Here is a 19,317-nt window from a genome sequence, read left to right on the forward strand (position 1 = left end):
GATGAATAATCCACAGCCACTCGCCGATACCCATGATCGCGTCATGGAAGCCTATTACGGCAAGCTGGGCGAACACTTCATGCAGGAAACCCGTGCGCGGATCCATTGGATCTGCGCACAGGTCACCGGCAGGACAGTACTCGACGTAGGTTGCTCCCAGGGCATTATCCCCGTGTTGCTGGCCCGTGAAGGCCACAGGGTCACGGGCGTGGATAACGACCCCAGGGCGTTCGAGCAGGCCAAAGATTACCTGAGGGCCGAACCCGATCACGTGCAGCGCAACGTCCGCTACTTGAATGCAGACTTTATGTCGCTGGACACCCAGGGCATGGAACCTGACAGCATCGTGATCAGTGAAGTGCTTGAGCACCTCATCCACCCGGCAGCCTTCGTCGAAAAAGCCGCATCGATGCTCAAGCCGCGTGGCCGGCTGATCATCACCGTGCCGTTCGGGGTGAATGACTTCCTTGACCACAAGCACACGTTCTACCTGCTGGAACCCTTTCGGCTGTTGAGTGCGTACCTGCAGGTCATCCAGGTCGAAATGCTGGGCAAGTGGGTGGGAATGGTCGCCATCAAAACAGAACCCGAGGGCTGTTCGCTGGGTGTCGAGCATCTACGTCAACTGGAAGCGGCGTTCGAGTCCGTCGAGCGTAACCTGCTAGGCCAGGTAGCCGGCGGTCGCCAACAGCGGGAACAGGTCAATCAGAAATACCGTGAAGCGACTGAGCGCATTCAGCAACTCAAGAACGAACTGGCGTACTCAACCGAGAGCAATACCCGGCAGCAAGGGCAAATAGAAGTCCTGACCGCCAATCTGCAGCGCGCAAACGCCAGGTGCCACCTGCTGGAAAATCGCTTGATCAAGACGCGGGCCAGCACCACTTATCAGTTGGGGTATCAACTGCGTGTGGGGGTGGGCTCGCTACGTGAATGCCTGCTTTTGCCTGGCGCCTTGTTCAAGCTGTATCAACAAGCCCGCGCACGTCGCAAAGGCAACGCACCTACGGCCCCCCCTGGCGATGATGCGATCCCACCGGCGCTGCCTGGCACCGCCGCTTTCCTTGTCACGCCGGCCCCCACTCCGCTGGCGGATGCAGAGCATGTGCGCAGCCAGCTGTTGCTTGCCCCCCATGACACGGCCAAGCCCTTCAGAATGGCCTGTGTGATGGACACCTTTACCCATGAGGCCTACCGGTATGAATGCGAGCTGTTGCAACTGACACCGGACCAGGGCCTGGCCGAACTGCAATCGTTCCAACCCGACCTGCTGTTTATCGAATCCGCGTGGCGCGGCCAGGATGGCCGCTGGCATAACAAGATCGCCCAGAACAGCACAGAGCTGCGCCAGGTCTTGCAGTGGTGCCGGGAACACAAGGTGCCAACGGTGTTCTGGAACAAGGAAGATCCGGTGCACTTCGAGACGTTCCTGGGTACCGCCACACAGTTCGACCTGGTGTTCACCACGGATATCGACTGTATTCATCGCTATAAAAGCGCGCTGGGGCATGAGCGTGTCTACCTGCTGCCCTTTGCCTGCCAACCGGCGATGCACAACCCGATCGAGTTGTACGAGCGCAAGGATGCGTTCTGTTTCGCCGGTGCCTACTACTGCCGATACCCCGAACGGACGCGGGACCTGGAACACTTCGTCAATGCCCTGCCGGGCTTTCGTCCGCTGGAAATCTACGATCGCAACTTCGGCCAGCCAGAAGCCAACTATCAGTTTCCGGCCCGATATCGGGGCTACATTGCCGGTACGCTTGAGGCGACACAGATAGACCTGGCCTACAAGGGCTACCGGTATGCGATCAATCTCAATTCGGTCAAACAGTCGCAATCCATGTTCGCCCGTCGTGCCTTTGAATTGCTGGGTTCCAACACCCTGACCGTCAGCAATTTTTCTCGCGGCCTGCGTGTGCTGATGGGCGACCTGGTCATCTGCAGCGACAACGGCCAGGAGGTCTTGCGTCGCCTCGACACGCCCGCCGGACACGCCAGGCTGCGGTTGGCAGGGCTGCGAAAGGTGATGCTGGAACACACCTATGCCCACCGGTTGATGTATGTGATGAGCAAGGTGACCCATCGCGTGCATGACCTGCCACTGCCGACGATTTGCCTGGTCGCTGAGGCGGCCGACGAGGCTCAATTGCAGGCGCTCATTGAGCATCTGCGGCGTCAGCGCTACCCCCGCGTCAAGCTGTATGTCGTGGTAAGCGACGCGCCGGCAAGGCAGCCCGCCACCGTTGACCCGCGCTTGCAGCTGATTGAGCGCAAACAGCTGGACAAGCTCACCCTCGGCGAGCTGGCAGGCGGCGCCGACTGGTTCGGCGCCATGCTTGCCGTGGACTACTACGGCCCTCACTACTTGCTCGACCTGGCCTTGGCCACGCGCTACAGCAAGGCCCGGGTGATCGGCAAGATGGCGCACCATGCCGCGGACGAACAGGATATACGCCTGATCAACCCAGGCCAGGAATACCGCAGTGCCACCGGGATAGCGGCACGTCGAGCCTTGATCAAGACAGAAGCGCTGGCACAACAGCCCGCCCGTGCCTGGCTGGAAAGCCTCCCGGCGCTCACCTACACCCACCCTCCATCCCTCGCGATCGATGCGTTCAACTACTGCGAAAACGCCGCGGGCACTGATCGACAGCACGTCGTTGCGGTGGTGGATGACCTCGAGCTGAACAGCGGAATCAGCCTCCAGCATCTCCAGCGCAGCAGTGAAACGATCCCGCCACTGAGCGCAGATACTGATGGCCCGCTGAGCAACGGCCGGGACCTGTCAGAACTGTTCGGCCCGCTGCGCAGCAAGTATCTGCGCGCGCAGGTCGAAGGCGGCACCTGGCATATCGACTCCTCCCTCGCGGACGGAAAACATGAATATCACTACGCCAGGCACGAGTTGAACGTTGCCCAGCTGAAACAGGCCGACGACACCTTGAGATTGCTGCTCGATGCCACGCCGGGCCTGAACCTGCAACTGGTCGTGCTGTATCTGGATGCGCAGAAACAACGGATCAGCCATGTCATGCAGCAGGCCAATCGCAATCAGGCCTGGGATATACCGCCCGAAACAGCGTACCTGCGCCTGGGCCTGCGGGCCCACGGCAGCGGCAGCACGACGATCAAGGCATTGGTTCAAGGACACCGGGAAATCCAACCCTCCCACCTCCTCGCCAAGGCCGCGCACCTGCTGCTGACCAACCACTACCCGGCCTATGACGACCTGTACCGTAATGGCTTTATTCATACCCGTGTCATGGCCTATCAGGAACAGGGCCTGGCGGTAGATGTCTTTCGTCTGCGCCCCGACGAGTCGATCAGTTATCACGAATTTGAAAATGTCGACGTGGTGACCGGCCCGGGCAGCGCCCTGGCAAGCATGCTGGACAGCGGACAGTACACGACACTGCTGGTGCACTTCCTGGATCCGCAGATGTGGGAAATAGTGCGCCCCTACTTGCCCCGCCTCCGGGTGATTGCCTGGGTGCACGGCGCGGAGATCCAACCTTGGTGGCGCCGGGCTTACAACTATGGCGACGAAACACTGTTGCAACTGGCCAAGCTCGACAGTGAGCGACGCATGGGCTTCTGGCTCAGCCTTTTGCAACCCATGCCGCCCAATCTGCAACTGGTATTCGTCTCCCGACAGTTTGCCGAAGACGTCATGGAAGACCTGGGGTTCAGGTTGCCGAGGAGTCAATACCGAGTGATCCACAACCCCATCAATACGCGGCTGTTTGCCTATCAGGAAAAACCGCCTGAGCAGCGCAAGAAAATCCTCTCGATCCGCCCCTATGTGTCACGCACCTACGCCAACGACCTGAGCGTCAAAACCATTCAACTGCTGGCGACCAAACCATGGTTCAACGAACTTGAGTTCCTGATGGTCGGTGACGGACCCTTGTTTGAAGAAACCCTCGCACCGCTGCGTCAGTACCCGAACGTCACCCTCGAAAAACGCTATTTGAAACAATCCGAGATCGCCGACCTGCACAAACACTATGGCGTGTTTCTGTGCCCCAGCCGCATGGACACACAAGGGGTATCGCGTGACGAAGCCATGGCGTCGGGCCTGGTCCCTTTGACTAATCGGGTCGGGGCCATCCCTGAGTTTGTTGACGACGACTGCGGTTTTCTATCGGCCCCCGAGAGTTTCACCGGGCTCGCCGAAGGAATAGAAACACTGTTTTTCAACCCGGAAATATTCAGGGCGAAATCATTCAACGCCAGGCAACGCGTGCTTGCGCAGAGCGCTATGCATTTGATCACCGCGGCCGAACTAAGCCTGATACGGGAACCCCACGGTGAGCCGAGACGTTAAGGCATTGCAATACCGTATCCTGTCGGCACTTCTCTGGTGCGTATGCCTGGGCCAGCACCTCATGAGCATCGCTCCACGTGCGGTGTTGATGGCCCATACCGCACATTTCTGCGCACAAGTGTTGTTGATAACGACGTACTTCCTGCCGATCAAGATTGTCATCCTGCTCGGTTCAGAGACGGTCCCCGCCTATTTGCCAGCCCCGTTGAAAGGCCTCGATCAAACCGCCCTGATCATCGGGCTCGGTCTGTTGACGGTGATCCTTTACGCTTTTTACCTGGGCGCCGGGTTCATGGCCTCCCGTTACTCAAGGGCGGGGGCACGCGCCCTGATAGACGGCGGTGCCGAACCTGCGCGGCTAAAAACCCAATTGGCCCTGGCAGCCAGGACATTTTCCAGGTTTGCGCGGGGTTTATCCGACGCCATGTTTACCCTGATCGTCTTCTGCGTGCTGCTCTACCTCTACCCGTCCCTCCTGGCGATCGGCCTGGCTTATTCCGTGCTCGCTGCGGCTGTGCTGATTGGCTTGAACAACCGTAGCCAACGTGTGCAGGCGGTACTCTCCCGTCACCCACTCACGGTGGCCGATGCGTTTTACTCAATGGGCTTTCTGGCGGCATTCGCCTTCATCATTGTCGACTTTCTCTGCCTGACGCCTCCCCACCTGTACATCGCGTTGATAGCGCTGATCCTGATACGTCAAAGCCTCAGCAGACTGAAGGTCCTGACCCAGGACATTCTTTACCTGAACACCCACGCCCCGAGCATCAACCGGATGTTTCTCGCCCTCCACCCGACCCGCTGAACCCCGTCCACATCAACAGGAGTCTCCCGTGCCCCGCATCGCCATGATCGTCTGGAATGAGTTCCGCAACGACGCCCGCGTATTGAAGCAAGCCCGGACACTCCAGGCAGCCGGTTATCAAGTCACCGTGTTCGCCCTGCATGCGCCCGGCGTGACGCATCGCAAGGAGGTGCTGGCCGAAGGCATCCGCGTGGTACGCGTAGCGCGCAGCGTGCGCTGGGGTGCGGCCAACGCCGGATCGCCCCCATCGCCAGGCCCGTTCGCAGCCGAACAATCGATGCCCCTGCGACGCATTCTTTCGCGGCTTTGGGTACATGCAGGGCTGCTGCTACGCATCGCCCTGCATCGCGCTGCGGTGGTGCATGCCCACGACGTCAATACCCTGCCCACCGCCTGGCTGGCGGCCCGGCTCAGCGGCGCCAGGCTGGTGTATGACGCCCACGAAATCAGCACCAGCCGCGAGGGGTATGCGCGCTTTCGCAGCTGGGTGGGTTGTGTCGAAAAAACCTTGATGCCCAGGGCCGAAGGCATCATTACCACCACGCAAAGCCGGGCCAGGTTTTTTGCCAGGGCCTATGGAATCGCCCGCCCGCTGGTACTGCAAAACCGCCCCTGCCTGAGCGCCACCTCACCCGGCCAGAGGATTCGCCTTGAGTTGGGCTTGCGACACCCCTGGCCCATCGTTGTCTATCAGGGCGGCCTTCAACAGGGACGCGGGCTGGAACGCTTGCTACGCGTGGCGGCGTCGTTGCAAGGCGCTTACCTTGTATTGATCGGGAGCGGCAGGCTTACCCCTGCCTTGATGGCATTGCGCACGGAACTTGGCCTGACAGACCGAGTGCACTTTATCCCGACCGTTGCACTGGCGGATTTGCCCAGCTACACCGCATCAGCCGATATCGGTGTGCAGCCGATCGAAAATACCTGCCTGAACCACTTCACCACCGACTCGAACAAATTATTTGAATATGTCATCGCCGGGCTGCCCGTGGTGGCCACGGACTTTCCGGAGATTCGCAAGATTGTCCGGGCCTACTCCATAGGACTTTTGGTACCGGCAGGCTCGGAGCAATCACTGCGCACCGCACTGCAGTGCCTGATCGATGAACCGTTATTGCGTCAGGCACTGGCGCAAAACGCAAAAAATGCCGCGCTGCATTTAAATTGGGAACGGCAGGAAAGCACGCTGGTGGCGCTGTACGAGCGTGTACTGCGGCGTAAAACCGAGGTGCGCGTATGACCAAGCGCATTCTCATATTGAGCTATTACTTTCCACCCGATCTGTCGGCATTTCGCGTCGAGGCGTTGGTCAAGGCCTTGTTCACCCACGGTAACGGCGAGATAGAGATCGAGGTACTGACCACCCAGCCAAACCGCTACCCGTCCTATGAGGCTGACCCTGCCCACACCGCGCATCAGCCGAAGCTGTCCGTCACCCGCATCGGCCTCCCCGCGCACAGATTCAGCGCATGGGGCCAGGCCTGGGGGTTTGCCCACTATGCCTGCGGCGTCCTTCAGGCCGTGAAGGGTAAGCCGTATGACGTGATCGTGGCCACCTCTTCGCGACTGATGACGGCCGCACTGGGCGCCGCCATCGCGCGCAGAAAACACGCGCCTCTCTACCTGGATATTCGCGATATCTTTGTCGACGTCCTGCCCGAGCTTTTCCCCGGTGTTGTCGGCAAGCTCCTGGCACGGGTGTTTTCCCGCCTGGAAAAAGTCACCCTTGGGTATGCGACGCGGGTCAACCTGGTATCCCCCGGCTTCCTGAGTTACTTCGCGCCTCGTTATCCACACAAGACCTTCTCAACCTACACCAACGGTGTGGATGATCTGTTTCTTGAAACCCCCTTCCCTACCGAACCGCCTGACGACCCGACACGCCTGCTGAAGATCGTCTACGCTGGCAATGTCGGCGCCGGCCAAGGCCTGGAAAAAATCCTGCCCGCCCTGGCCGAACGGCTGGCAAACAGGGCCTGTTTCTATGTCATTGGCGATGGCAGCACGATGAAAAAACTGAGCGAGGCGCTGATCAAAAGAAACGTAAGGAATGTCGAGCTTATTCCTCCCATGCCTCGCCATAGACTGATTCACTACTATCAGCAAGCGGATGTGCTTTTTTTGCACCTTAATAGCTTTAAGGCATTCTTGAAGGTCATCCCTTCCAAGCTGTTTGAATATGCAGCCACTGGAAAACCAATCCTGGCGGGGCTGGAAGGCTATTCAAAAGCGTTCACTCTTAACCATATTCCCAATGCTTGCGTGTTTGCCCCCGCAAACCCGGACGCTGCCGTTGCCGCACTCGCCCGTCTTGATCTGGGTACCACCGACCGAGCGGCATTTCTACAGGAGTATTCCCGCAGCAGGATCCAGCAACGCATGGCTCTGGACATTCTCGATACCACAACACCCGAAGAGCCGTGACCCTGGAAACTGCCAAGCCGATTGTTGCAAAAATAAGTTAAATAAACCCCCGTTACCGCCGATACCCAATGAAAGCCTTGCGGATTGAACAATCATGCGTAATAACCAGCCCGTTACCCAGCGCGAACGTACCTTCCCCGCTCAGCAACGGTTGATCTCCACCACAGATGCCAAAGGCGTGATCACCTACTGCAACGACGCATTCGTCGAAATCAGTGGGTTCTCGCGCGACGAACTGGTGCGTGCCCCGCACAACCTGGTCCGTCACCCGGACGTGCCAGCGGCCGTGTTCGGGCATATGTGGACCACGCTCAAACAAGGCTTGCCATGGATGGGCATCGTTAAGAACCGTTGCAAGACGGGCGATCACTACTGGGTCAACGCCTATGTGACGCCGGTCTTCGAAGGCAACCAGGTGGTCGGCTACGAATCGGTGCGCATCAAGCCCACCGCCGAGCAGATCCGCCGTGCCGAGGCGCTCTACCAACGCATCAACCAGGGCAAGTCGGCCGTTCCCCAGCGGGACAAGTGGCTGCCGGTGTTGCAGGACTGGCTGCCGTTTATCCTGATCAGCCAGTTGAGCTTCATGATCGGTGCGTCGCTCAACTCCCACTGGGGCTTTGCCCTGGCGGCGGGTTTGTCGGTGCCATTGGGCCTGCTGGGCCTGAGCTGGCAACAGCGCGGCCTCAAGCGCCTGCTGCGCCTGGCCGAGCAGACCACCTCCGACCCGTTGATCGCGCAGATGTACACCGACAGCCGTGGTGCACAGGCGCGCCTGGAGATGTCGATCCTCAGCCAGGAGGCACGCCTGAAGACCTGCCTGACGCGCCTGCAGGACACCGCCGAGCACCTCAACGACCAGGCGGCGCAGTCCAATACCCTGGCGCATAACAGCTCCAGCGGCCTGGAACGCCAGCGCGTGGAAACCGAGCAGGTGGCCACGGCGGTCAACCAGATGGCGGCAACCACCCAGGAAGTGGCCAGCCATGTGCAGCGCACGGCCGATGCGACCCAGGAAGCCAATCGCCTGACCGGTCGCGGTCGCGATATTGCCGGGGAAACCCGCGAGGCGATTCAGCGTCTGTCGGTGGCCGTGGGGGAAACGGGCGTGACCGTCACCCAACTGGCCAAGGACAGCGACGAGATCGGCGGCGTAGTCGACGTGATCAAAGGCATTGCCGACCAGACCAACCTGCTGGCGCTCAACGCCGCCATTGAAGCGGCGCGGGCCGGTGAGATGGGCCGTGGGTTTGCGGTGGTCGCCGATGAAGTGCGCCAACTGGCGCAGCGCACGGCTGAGTCGACCGGGCAGATCCATGCCCTGATCGCCAAGCTGCAGCAAACCGCTGCCGCTGCCGTGCAAACCATGGACACCGGGCATCGCCAGGCCGAAGAAGGCGTGGCGCGGGTGATGGAGGCGGACCAGGCATTGGTGGGCATCAGTGAAGCGGTGGCGCATATCACCGACATGACCACCCAGATCGCGGCCGCCACCGAAGAGCAAAGCTCGGTGGCCGAAGAGATCAGCCGCAATATCAGCACCATTGCGCTGTTGGCGGACCAGACCTCGGAACAGGCAATGAACTCGGCACAGTTGAGTGAAGAGCTGACGCATACGGCGAATACCCAGTATTCGTTGGTCGAGCGTTTCAACCGGTAGACCGCTATCGGGAGCAAGCCCCCTCCCACAGTTAACCGCGTACATCCCTTGGAATGCGGTCGAATGTGGGAGGGGGCTTGCTCCCGATTGGCCCTAACAGGCGCTGAGAAACTCAGTCACCTGCACGGCCGCAGCCTCCAAATGCTGCTCATGCGTAAACCCCGAAGCCTTCAACGGCTTCAAATCATGATCTCCCGCCACCAGCCACATCACTTCGATGCTCGGCGACAAGTCATACCCTTCCACGGCCGCCCGATTGCCCAGTGCATCACGCTCGCCCTGCACAATCAACGTCGGCGTCTTCAATCCGGCCAAATGCGCTACACGTGGTTTCTCCGGTTTCCCCACCGCATAGAACGGATACCCCAGGCACACCAGCCCGTCGGCGGCCAATTCGTCCGCCAACAGACTCGCCATGCGCCCGCCCATGGACTTGCCGCCAATGGCCAGTTTCCCAGCGACATGACGTCGCACCTCGGCATACACCCCGCGCCAGGCTTCCAGCAGTCTTGGCGCCGGGTTGGGCGGGCGTTTGCCGCCGTCCAGTCGGCGCTGGGCCATGTAGGGAAACTCGAAGCGCAACACGTTGACGCCATGCCCGGCAAGGCGTGCAGCCATGTCGTTCATGAAGGATGAGTCCATCGGTGCGCCGGCACCATGGGCCAGGATCAACGTCACGCAATCACCCGAAGCAACGCCCGACGCGACATCCCAAAGCCAACCGTGTTCCCGCACACACTGCGCCCATTGATCCCCGTCAATACTGGCCTTGTGCTCTTTGCCCATGCTTGCCTCGCTATTCAGTCTGCCTATAACTCCAGCCCAAGTGCCGCATTTGCTTGGGTTGAACCGTGGATGGGGAACCATGAACACTACTTTAAGTACCGCCTATAACTACAAGGTGGTCCGCCAATTCGCCATTATGACGGTGGTGTGGGGCATCGTCGGCATGGGGCTCGGGGTTTTTCTCGCCGCCCAATTGGTTTGGCCCGCGCTCAACTTCGACTTGCCCTGGACCAGCTTCGGCCGCCTGCGCCCACTGCACACCAACGCGGTGATCTTCGCGTTCGGTGGCTGTGCGCTGTTCGCCAGCTCCTTCTACTCGGTGCAGCGTACCTGCCAAACCCAGCTGTTCGCGCCGAAAATCGCCGCGTTCTGCTTCTGGGGCTGGCAACTTGTCATCCTTCTGGCCGCGATCAGCTTGCCCTTGGGCTACACCAGTTCCAAGGAATACGCCGAGCTGGAATGGCCGATCGACATCCTGATCACCATCGTCTGGGTGGCCTACGCCATCGTGTTCTTCGGCACGGTGATGAAGCGCAACACCAAGCACATCTACGTCGGTAACTGGTTCTTCGGTGCGTTCATCATCACCGTGGCGATCCTGCACATCGTCAACAACCTGGAAATCCCGGTCAGCCTGACCAAGTCCTACTCGCTGTATGGCGGTGCGACGGATGCCATGGTGCAGTGGTGGTACGGGCATAACGCGGTAGGCTTTTTCCTCACCGCCGGCTTCCTCGGGATGATGTACTACTTCGTGCCGAAACAGGCCGAGCGCCCGGTGTACTCCTATCGCCTGTCCATCGTGCACTTCTGGGCGCTGATCACCCTGTACATCTGGGCCGGTCCTCACCACCTGCACTACACCGCGCTGCCGGACTGGGCACAGTCCCTGGGCATGGTGATGTCGCTGGTACTGCTGGCGCCGAGCTGGGGCGGCATGATCAACGGCATGATGACCCTGTCGGGCGCCTGGCATAAGTTGCGCAGCGACCCGATCCTGCGCTTTTTGGTGGTGTCCCTGGCGTTCTACGGCATGTCGACCTTCGAAGGGCCGATGATGGCGATCAAGACCGTCAACTCGCTGTCCCACTACACCGACTGGACCATCGGCCACGTACACGCCGGCGCCCTCGGCTGGGTAGCGATGATCTCCATCGGCGCGCTGTACCACATGATCCCGAAAGTCTTCGGTCGCGAGCAGATGTACAGCCTCGGCCTGATCAACGCGCACTTCTGGCTGGCCACCATCGGCACCGTGCTCTACATCGCCTCGATGTGGGTCAACGGCATCGCCCAGGGCCTGATGTGGCGTGCGATCAACGAAGACGGCACCTTGACCTACTCCTTCGTCGAAACCCTGGTGGCCAGCCACCCAGGCTTCATCGTGCGGCTGGTGGGCGGTGCGGTGTTCCTCAGCGGCATGTTCCTGATGGCTTACAACACATGGCGCACCGTGCGCTCGGCACAACCTGTCGAAGCCGCCCCTGTCGCGCAGATGGCCTGAGGAGTCTGTGATGAAACACGAAACGATTGAAAAGAACGTCGGCCTGCTGATGCTGCTCATGGTGCTCGCCGTGAGCATCGGTGGCCTGACCCAGATCGTCCCGCTGTTCTTCCAGGACGTGACCAACAAGCCGGTGGAAGGCATGAAGCCCTACACCGCGCTGCAACTGGAAGGCCGCGACATCTACATCCGCGAAGGCTGCGTACAGTGCCACTCGCAGATGATCCGCCCGTTCCGCGCCGAGACCGAGCGCTACGGCCACTACTCGGTGGCCGGTGAAAGCGTGTGGGACCACCCGTTCCTGTGGGGTTCCAAGCGCACCGGGCCTGACCTGGCGCGCGTCGGCGCACGCTACTCGGACGACTGGCACCGCGCGCACTTGTACAACCCGCGCAACGTCGTGCCCGAGTCGAAAATGCCGGCCTACCCGTGGTTGGTCACGGCGGCGGTCGACAGCAGCCACACCGAGACCAAGTTGAAAGTGATGCGCACCCTCGGCGTGCCGTACACCGACGACGACATCAGTGGCGCCGTGGCCAGCCTCAAGGGCAAGACCGAAATGGACGCGCTGGTTTCGTACCTGCAGGTACTCGGCACTGCCATCAAGAGCAAGAGGTGAGCCATGGGATTTGAATTCGATGCGGGCACCATCCGCGGCCTCGGCACGCTGGTGGTCGCCATCGCCTTTATCGGCCTGTCGCTGTGGGTGTTCAACAACCGGCGCAATGCGGAATTCGAGCAGGCGCGCCTGCTGCCCTTCGCCGATGAACCCTCTCCAACCGACGCTCAAGAAGAGCCTGTAACAAGGAGCAACCGGCCATGACTACCTTTTGGAGTACATGGATCTGCGTACTGACCCTCGGCAGCCTGATCGGCCTGACCTGGCTGTTGTTCGCCACCCGCAAGGGCGAGACCAAGGGCAGCGTCGACCAGACCATGGGCCATGCCTTCGACGGTATCGAGGAATACGACAACCCCCTGCCCCAGTGGTGGTTCATGCTGTTCGCCGGCACCCTGGTGTTTGCCGTCGGCTACCTGATCCTCTACCCGGGCCTGGGCAACTGGAAAGGCGTGTTGCCGGGCTATGAAGACGGCTGGACCTCGGCCAAGGAGTGGGACAAGGAGATGGCCAAGGCCGACACCAAGTTCGGACCGATCTTCGCCAAATTCTCGGCCATGCCCGTGGAACAAGTCGCCAAAGACCCGCAGGCGCTGAAAATGGGCGGTCGCCTGTTCGCCTCCAACTGCGCGGTGTGCCACGGCTCGGATGCCAAGGGCGCATTCGGCTTTCCCAACCTGGCTGACAACATCTGGCGTTGGGGCGGTTCGGCCGAAGCGATCAAGACCACCATCATGAACGGTCGCCACGCGGCGATGCCGGCCTGGGGCGACATGCTCGGCGACGACGGCGTGAAAAACGTCGCCGCCTATGTGCGCCACGACCTGGCCAAGTTGCCATTGCCGGCCGACAGCACCGCCGACCTGGCCGCAGGGCAAGCCGCATTCAACACCACCTGCGTGGCCTGCCATGGTCCGCAGGGCCATGGCATGGAAGCCATGGGCGCGCCGAACCTGACCCTGCCCGCCGGCTACATCTACGGCACCAGCCTCGCGCAGTTGCAGCAGACCATTCGCCACGGCCGCCAAGGCCAGATGCCCGCCCAGGAAGTGCTGCAGGGCAACGACAAAGTGCACCTGCTCGCCGCCTACGTTTACAGCCTGTCCCATAACGCTGATGGCGCAACGCCAGAAAGCCCAGCCCAGTAACACCTGACTGCCGCCCCAGTCTGGGGCGGCAGCTCTACCGCGCTACGCGACCAAGTGTCGCACCCTTCCAAAGCACACCTTTCCCCTCCTGCCATTCGGGTCTACGCTTGCTTGCACAGCGGACCGATCCTGGCGTACGCGACGACAGTCGTTGCGACCCCCGAAATTTCCTGTCCACTCGATCAGCTTTAGATTTCGGATTTTATCCTTACGCCAAACATGGAAAGGGCGCAGAATCTGGCGTGGAACGCATTGACACAGGTCAGCCTTGCGTTGCAATGGCCCCTTGCTTTCTACATACTTGCGGCCGAATTTTACCTATAAAAAAACCTAAACCGTGGAACCTTAGAATGAGCACAGCAATCAGTCCGACTGCTTATAACTATAAGGTAGTCCGCCAGTTCGCCATCATGACGGTGGTCTGGGGGATCCTTGGCATGGGGCTCGGGGTGTTCATCGCCTCGCAACTGGTTTGGCCGGAATTGAATTTCGGTCTGCCATGGACAACCTTCGGCCGCCTGCGCCCGCTGCACACCAACCTGGTGATCTTCGCCTTCGGCGGATGTGCATTGTTTGCCACCTCCTACTATGTCGTGCAGCGAACCTGCCAGACACGACTCATCTCCGACAGCCTCGCGGCCTTCACCTTCTGGGGTTGGCAAGCGGTCATCGTCGGCGCCATCGTCACCTTGCCGCTGGGCTACACCACGACCAAGGAATACGCCGAGCTGGAATGGCCGATCGCGATTCTGCTGGCCATCGTCTGGGTGACCTACGCAGTGGTGTTCTTCGGCACCATCGTCAAGCGCAAGACCAAGCACATCTATGTGGGCAACTGGTTCTACGGGGCCTTCATCCTGGTGACGGCGATGCTGCATATCGTCAACCACGCCTCGTTGCCGGTCAGCCTGTTCAAGTCCTACTCGGCCTACGCCGGGGCGACGGATGCGATGATCCAGTGGTGGTACGGCCACAACGCCGTGGGTTTCTTCCTCACCACCGGTTTCCTGGGGATGATGTACTACTTCGTGCCCAAACAGGCCGAACGGCCTATTTACTCGTATCGCCTGTCCATCGTGCACTTCTGGGCGCTGATCACCCTGTACATCTGGGCCGGCCCGCACCACCTGCACTACACCGCGCTGCCGGACTGGGCCCAGTCCCTGGGCATGGCGATGTCGATCATCCTGCTGGCCCCGAGCTGGGGCGGCATGATCAACGGCATGATGACCCTGTCGGGCGCCTGGCATAAGCTGCGCACCGACCCGATCCTGCGCTTTTTGGTGGTGTCCCTGGCGTTCTACGGCATGTCGACCTTCGAAGGGCCGATGATGGCGATCAAGACCGTCAACTCGCTGTCCCACTACACCGACTGGACCATCGGCCACGTACACGCCGGTGCCCTCGGCTGGGTAGCGATGATCTCCATCGGCGCCCTGTACCACATGATCCCCAAACTGTTCGGCCGTGTGCAGATGCACAGCGTCGGGCTGATCAACGCGCACTTCTGGCTGGCCACCATCGGCACCGTGCTCTACATCGCCTCGATGTGGGTCAACGGCATCACCCAGGGCCTGATGTGGCGTGCGATCAACGATGACGGCACCCTCACCTACTCCTTCGTCGAAGCGCTGCAAGCCAGCCACCCTGGTTTCATCGTCCGCGCCCTGGGGGGTGCGTTCTTTGCCAGCGGCATGCTGTTGATGGCCTACAACGTCTGGCGCACCCTGCGTGCCTCGGACCCGGCAGAAGCCGAAGCCGCCGCCAAGATCGCCGTTGTGGGAGCCCACTGATGAAGCATGAAGTCGTCGAGAAGAATATCGGCCTGCTGGCCTTCTTCATGGTCATCGCCGTGAGCATCGGTGGCCTGACCCAGATCGTTCCGCTGTTTTTCCAGGACGTGACCAACAAGCCGGTCGAAGGCATGAAGCCGCGCACCGCCCTTGAACTGGAAGGCCGCGACGTCTACATCGCCAACGGCTGTGTCGGCTGCCACTCGCAGATGATCCGCCCGTTCCGCGCCGAAACCGAACGCTACGGCCACTACTCGGTCGCCGGTGAAAGCGTGTGGGACCACCCGTTCCTGTGGGGCTCCAAGCGCACCGGCCCGGACCTGGCCCGTGTCGGCGGGCGCTACTCCGATGACTGGCAACGCGCGCACTTGTACAACCCGCGCAACGTGGTGCCTGAGTCGAAAATGCCGGCGTATCCGTTCCTCGTGGAAAACAAGCTCGACGGCAAGGACACCGCGAAGAAGATGGAAGTCCTGCGCACCCTGGGCGTGCCCTACACCGACGAAGACATCGCCGGTGCAGCCGCAGCCGTGAAGGGCAAGACCGAAATGGACGCATTGGTGGCCTACCTGCAAGGCCTGGGCACCATCATCAAAAGCAAACGGTGATTCTTCATGGATATCGGGATGATTCGAGGCCTGGGCACCGTCGTGGTGATGGTGGCCTTTATCGGCCTGGCGCTGTGGGTGTTCAGTCCCCGGCGCAAGTCGGAGTTTGACGACGCGACCATGTTGCCCTTTGCGGATGATCCCGAAGCCATCAAGCACGTCGAGCAAGCTTCTAGGAGTAACAAAGAATGACTACGTTCTGGAGTCTGTACGTCACAGTCCTCAGCCTGGGTACCATCTTCGCCTTGACCTGGCTGCTGCTGTCGACCCGCAAGGGCCAGCGCGCCGAGCAGACCGACGAGACCGTCGGCCACTCGTTCGACGGCATCGAGGAGTACGACAACCCGCTGCCCAAATGGTGGTTCATGCTGTTCGTCGGCACCATCATCTTCGCCCTTGGCTACCTGGTGCTCTACCCCGGCCTGGGCAATTGGAAAGGCCTGCTGCCGGGCTACAACTACCTCGACAACGACAAGCAAACCCCGTTCGCCAACGGCCAGACCGGCTGGACCGGCGTGCACGAATGGGAAAAGGAAATGGCCAGGTCGGACGCCAAGTTCGGGCCGATCTTCGCCAAATTCGCGTCGATGCCGATTGAAGATGTCGCCAAGGACCCGCAAGCCCTGAAGATGGGCGGTCGCCTGTTCGCCTCCAACTGTTCGGTGTGCCACGGCTCCGACGCCAAGGGCGCCTACGGTTTCCCCAACCTGACCGACGCCGATTGGCGCTGGGGTGGCGAACCGGCGACCATCAAGGAAACCATCATGAAGGGCCGCCATGCCGTCATGCCGGCCTGGCTGGACATCCTCAAGGAGCAAGGCGTCAGCGACGTCGCCGCGTTCGTCGTCACCAACCTCGACGGCCGCAAGCTGCCGGAAGGCGTAAAAGCCGATGTGGCCAACGGCGAGAAACTCTTCGCCGCCAACTGCGTGGCCTGCCACGGCCCCGCCGGCAAGGGCACTCCCGCCATGGGCGCGCCGGACCTGACCCACCCGGGTGCATTCATCTACGGTTCGAGCTTCGCCCAACTGCAGCAGACCATCCGTTGGGGCCGCCAGGGCCAGATGCCTGCGCAGGAGCAACTGCAAGGCAACGACAAGGTGCACTTGCTCGCGGCGTATGTTTACAGCTTGTCCCATGGGGATAAGAAGGCCGAAGAGCAGTAAGGCTCTCGGAAACAAAAGAGCCCCGCCCAGCGAAAGCTGGCGGGGCTTTTTCATTTCCAAGGCCGTGCCCCCCCATGGGAAAAGCACGTTGACCGCTTGTAGCTTTAGGCTTGTGGCTTGCCAAGGCCAAGTAGTAACGTAACTACATTCAACCCGCTCCAGGGGAGGCGCACCATGACTTTCACCACCATTTCCAGTCGCGAGTTCAATCAAGACACAAGCGGTGCCAAAAAAGCCGCTCGCCAAGGCCCGGTTTTTATCACCGATCGCGGCAAGCCTGCCCATGTACTGCTAAGCATTGAGGACTACCAAAAGCTGACAGGTCTCAATGCAAACATCGTTGACCTGCTGGTGATGCCGGAAGCGGCCGATATCGACTTTGAAACCGAACGTGCCGTGATCACTCATCGACCCGTGGACCTCTCTTGATGTATCTACTCGACACCAACGTCATCTCTGAACTGCGTAAACCCCAGGCTGATGCAAACGTGGTCGCCTGGGCCAAAAGTGTCAGCGCACCGCGTATGTTTATTTCGGCAATCACCCTGAAAGAATTGGAAACCGGGGTCTTGCGCATTGAGCGGCGCGACCCGGCTCAGGGGAAGGTGTTGCGAACCTGGCTCAAGCGTCATGTGATGCCGGCCTTTGATGCCAGAATCCTGCCCGTCGATGCTGCAGTCGCGTTGCGTTGCGCACACTTGCATGTGCCGGACCGCGCCAATGAAAGTGACGCATTGATTGCCGCGACCGCGCTGGTGCATGGGCTCACGGTTGTCACGCGCAACGTCAGCGATTTCAAATCCAGCGGCGTTCCACTGATCAATCCTTGGGACGAATGACCGCTTCCTCCACGAAAACCGTCCATACTTCCCAAGTCAATTGATCCAGGTCACGTACACCATCAATTGATTTCCCCCAACGCGACCAAAGGTCGCACCCTTTGAGCACCATCGGGGGCGTATCATTACGCCACTGCAAGACCCTTAATTTGACCCCGGTTGGCACGTACTGGCCGAGGCAAATCTCCACCGCCGTGGGATGCAATGATGAGCAACCAGATACCGGTACATGACGTTACCCCGCCTGCCAAAAACGCCAGCAGTGCTGACACCAAGACTGTCGACCTGTACGCCTCGCGCGAAAAAATCTACACCCGCGCCTTCACCGGCCTGTTCCGCAACCTGCGCATGCTCGGCGGTGCCGGCCTGTTCCTGCTCTACTTCGGCACGGTGTGGCTGAACTGGGGCGGCCACCAGGCGGTGTGGTGGAACCTGCCGGAACGTAAGTTCTTTATTTTCGGCGCGACCTTCTGGCCCCAGGACTTCATCCTGCTGTCGGGCATCCTGATCGTCGCCGCGTTTGGCCTGTTCTTCATCACGGTGTACGCCGGCCGCGTGTGGTGCGGGTATACCTGCCCGCAAAGCGTGTGGACATGGATCTTCATGTGGTGCGAAAAGGTCACCGAAGGCGACCGCAACCAGCGTATCAAGCTGGACAAGGCACCCATGGGGGCCAACAAGTTCCTGCGCAAATTCAGCAAGCACACGCTGTGGCTGTTGATCGGTTTTGTCACCGGCATGACCTTTGTCGGCTACTTCTCGCCGATCCGCGAGCTGGTGTTCGACTTCTTCACCGGCCAGGCCGACGGCTGGTCGTATTTCTGGGTCGGCTTCTTCACCCTCGCCACCTATGGCAACGCCGGCTGGCTGCGCGAACAGGTGTGCATCTACATGTGCCCGTATGCACGCTTCCAGAGCGTGATGTTCGACAAGGACACCCTGATCGTTTCCTACGATCCACGCCGTGGCGAAGTGCGTGGCCCGCGTAAAAAAGGCACCGACTATAAGGCCCAGGGCCTGGGGGACTGCATCGACTGTACGATGTGCGTCCAGGTATGCCCTACCGGTATCGACATCCGCGACGGCCTGCAAATCGAGTGCATCGGTTGCGCCGCCTGTATCGACGCCTGCGACACCATCATGGACAAGATGGAATACCCGCGCGGCCTGATCAGCTACACCACCGAGCACAACCTGTCGGGGCAGAAAACCCACAAGTTGCGCCCACGCCTGATCGGTTATGCCCTGGTGTTGCTGGCGATGATCAGCCTGTTGGCCGGGGCGTTCTTCATGCGTTCGCTGGTGGGCTTCGACGTGAGCAAGGACCGCGTGCTGTACCGCGAAAACGCCGAAGGGCGCATCGAAAACGTCTACAGCCTGAAGATCATGAACAAGGACCAGCGCGATCACACCTACGTGCTCGACGCCGCCGGCCTGCCGGACCTCAAGCTGCAAGGCCGACGTGAAATCAGAGTGGCGGCGGGCGATATCGTCAGCATGCCGGTGGAGCTGTCGAGTGCGCCGGAGCAACTGCCGTCGAGTACCAACGAGGTGAAATTCATCCTCACCGATGCCGATGACGCCAGCGTCCATGTTGAAGCCAAGAGCCGATTCATCGGCCCACAAGTTCGATAA

The 19,317-nt window shown here is 60.5% G+C and carries 17 protein-coding genes; 16 read left to right on the plus strand and 1 reads right to left on the minus strand.

Annotated features, from left to right (window positions below; all coding sequences use genetic code 11):
- Position 1 precedes the first annotated feature (1 nt).
- From J1N02_RS05540 to J1N02_RS05560, 5 genes are all read left to right on the plus strand, one after another.
- Complete coding sequence (locus J1N02_RS05540) at positions 2-4,330, plus strand: methyltransferase domain-containing protein (protein ID WP_421147213.1); 4,329 nt, start codon at positions 2-4, stop codon at positions 4,328-4,330.
- Positions 4,314-5,135 (plus strand): hypothetical protein, encoded by an 822-nt coding sequence (locus J1N02_RS05545; protein ID WP_027603741.1) that lies wholly within the window; start codon positions 4,314-4,316, stop codon positions 5,133-5,135. Before J1N02_RS05540 ends, J1N02_RS05545 begins: the two co-directional genes overlap by 17 nt.
- A gap of 28 nt (positions 5,136-5,163) precedes the next feature.
- On the plus strand, positions 5,164-6,375 hold the full coding sequence (locus J1N02_RS05550) for a glycosyltransferase (protein WP_027603740.1): 1,212 nt from the start codon (positions 5,164-5,166) through the stop codon (positions 6,373-6,375).
- On the plus strand, positions 6,372-7,559 hold the full coding sequence (locus J1N02_RS05555; protein WP_092355322.1) for a glycosyltransferase family 4 protein: 1,188 nt from the start codon (positions 6,372-6,374) through the stop codon (positions 7,557-7,559). The genes J1N02_RS05550 and J1N02_RS05555 overlap by 4 nt, the downstream gene beginning before the upstream one ends.
- Positions 7,560-7,653: 94 nt before the next feature.
- Positions 7,654-9,219 (plus strand): methyl-accepting chemotaxis protein, encoded by a 1,566-nt coding sequence (locus J1N02_RS05560; RefSeq protein WP_092355325.1) that lies wholly within the window; start codon positions 7,654-7,656, stop codon positions 9,217-9,219.
- Positions 9,220-9,312: 93 nt separating this feature from the next.
- Here the strand turns inward: J1N02_RS05560 and J1N02_RS05565 are convergent, their stop codons facing one another.
- Complete coding sequence (locus J1N02_RS05565) at positions 9,313-10,005, minus strand: alpha/beta family hydrolase (RefSeq protein ID WP_098478925.1); 693 nt, start codon at positions 10,003-10,005, stop codon at positions 9,313-9,315.
- A gap of 79 nt (positions 10,006-10,084) precedes the next feature.
- On the opposite strand from J1N02_RS05565, the gene ccoN (J1N02_RS05570) reads away from it, so the two are divergent.
- The 11 genes from ccoN (J1N02_RS05570) to ccoG all read left to right on the plus strand — a co-directional run bounded on the left by ccoN (J1N02_RS05570) (position 10,085) and on the right by ccoG (position 19,317).
- Complete coding sequence (gene ccoN, locus J1N02_RS05570; protein ID WP_085205420.1) at positions 10,085-11,509, plus strand: cytochrome-c oxidase, cbb3-type subunit I; 1,425 nt, start codon at positions 10,085-10,087, stop codon at positions 11,507-11,509.
- Positions 11,510-11,519: 10 nt separating this feature from the next.
- Positions 11,520-12,128, plus strand: coding sequence for a cytochrome-c oxidase, cbb3-type subunit II (gene ccoO, locus J1N02_RS05575; RefSeq protein WP_017735321.1), 609 nt, complete (start codon positions 11,520-11,522; stop codon positions 12,126-12,128).
- Between the two features lie 3 nt (positions 12,129-12,131).
- Entirely contained in the window at positions 12,132-12,332 is a 201-nt protein-coding gene (locus J1N02_RS05580; protein ID WP_027603735.1) for a cbb3-type cytochrome oxidase subunit 3, read from the plus strand.
- Complete coding sequence (gene ccoP, locus J1N02_RS05585; RefSeq protein ID WP_092355331.1) at positions 12,329-13,276, plus strand: cytochrome-c oxidase, cbb3-type subunit III; 948 nt, start codon at positions 12,329-12,331, stop codon at positions 13,274-13,276. The genes J1N02_RS05580 and ccoP (J1N02_RS05585) overlap by 4 nt, the downstream gene beginning before the upstream one ends.
- 350 nt (positions 13,277-13,626) lie before the next feature.
- The gene (ccoN, locus tag J1N02_RS05590; protein ID WP_421147214.1) at positions 13,627-15,069 is read left to right on the plus strand and encodes a cytochrome-c oxidase, cbb3-type subunit I; all 1,443 of its coding nucleotides are present in this window, start codon (positions 13,627-13,629) and stop codon (positions 15,067-15,069) included.
- Entirely contained in the window at positions 15,069-15,677 is a 609-nt protein-coding gene (gene ccoO / locus J1N02_RS05595; RefSeq protein WP_003193167.1) for a cytochrome-c oxidase, cbb3-type subunit II, read from the plus strand. Before ccoN (J1N02_RS05590) ends, ccoO (J1N02_RS05595) begins: the two co-directional genes overlap by 1 nt.
- Before the next feature lie 6 nt (positions 15,678-15,683).
- Complete coding sequence (locus tag J1N02_RS05600; protein WP_003193169.1) at positions 15,684-15,869, plus strand: CcoQ/FixQ family Cbb3-type cytochrome c oxidase assembly chaperone; 186 nt, start codon at positions 15,684-15,686, stop codon at positions 15,867-15,869.
- On the plus strand, positions 15,866-16,843 hold the full coding sequence (ccoP, locus tag J1N02_RS05605; RefSeq protein WP_090400261.1) for a cytochrome-c oxidase, cbb3-type subunit III: 978 nt from the start codon (positions 15,866-15,868) through the stop codon (positions 16,841-16,843). Before J1N02_RS05600 ends, ccoP (J1N02_RS05605) begins: the two co-directional genes overlap by 4 nt.
- A 174-nt stretch (positions 16,844-17,017) precedes the next feature.
- Positions 17,018-17,272, plus strand: coding sequence for a type II toxin-antitoxin system Phd/YefM family antitoxin (locus J1N02_RS05610; protein ID WP_027603731.1), 255 nt, complete (start codon positions 17,018-17,020; stop codon positions 17,270-17,272).
- Complete coding sequence (locus J1N02_RS05615) at positions 17,272-17,682, plus strand: type II toxin-antitoxin system VapC family toxin (protein ID WP_065924739.1); 411 nt, start codon at positions 17,272-17,274, stop codon at positions 17,680-17,682. The genes J1N02_RS05610 and J1N02_RS05615 overlap by 1 nt, the downstream gene beginning before the upstream one ends.
- Before the next feature lie 207 nt (positions 17,683-17,889).
- Positions 17,890-19,317: a cytochrome c oxidase accessory protein CcoG gene (ccoG, locus tag J1N02_RS05620; protein WP_027603729.1), complete on the plus strand. Its 1,428-nt coding sequence runs from the start codon at positions 17,890-17,892 to the stop codon at positions 19,315-19,317.

Origin of the sequence: Pseudomonas sp. NFX5 (genome assembly GCF_049132125.1) — a bacterium.
GTDB classification, from domain to species: domain Bacteria; phylum Pseudomonadota; class Gammaproteobacteria; order Pseudomonadales; family Pseudomonadaceae; genus Aquipseudomonas; species Aquipseudomonas marginalis.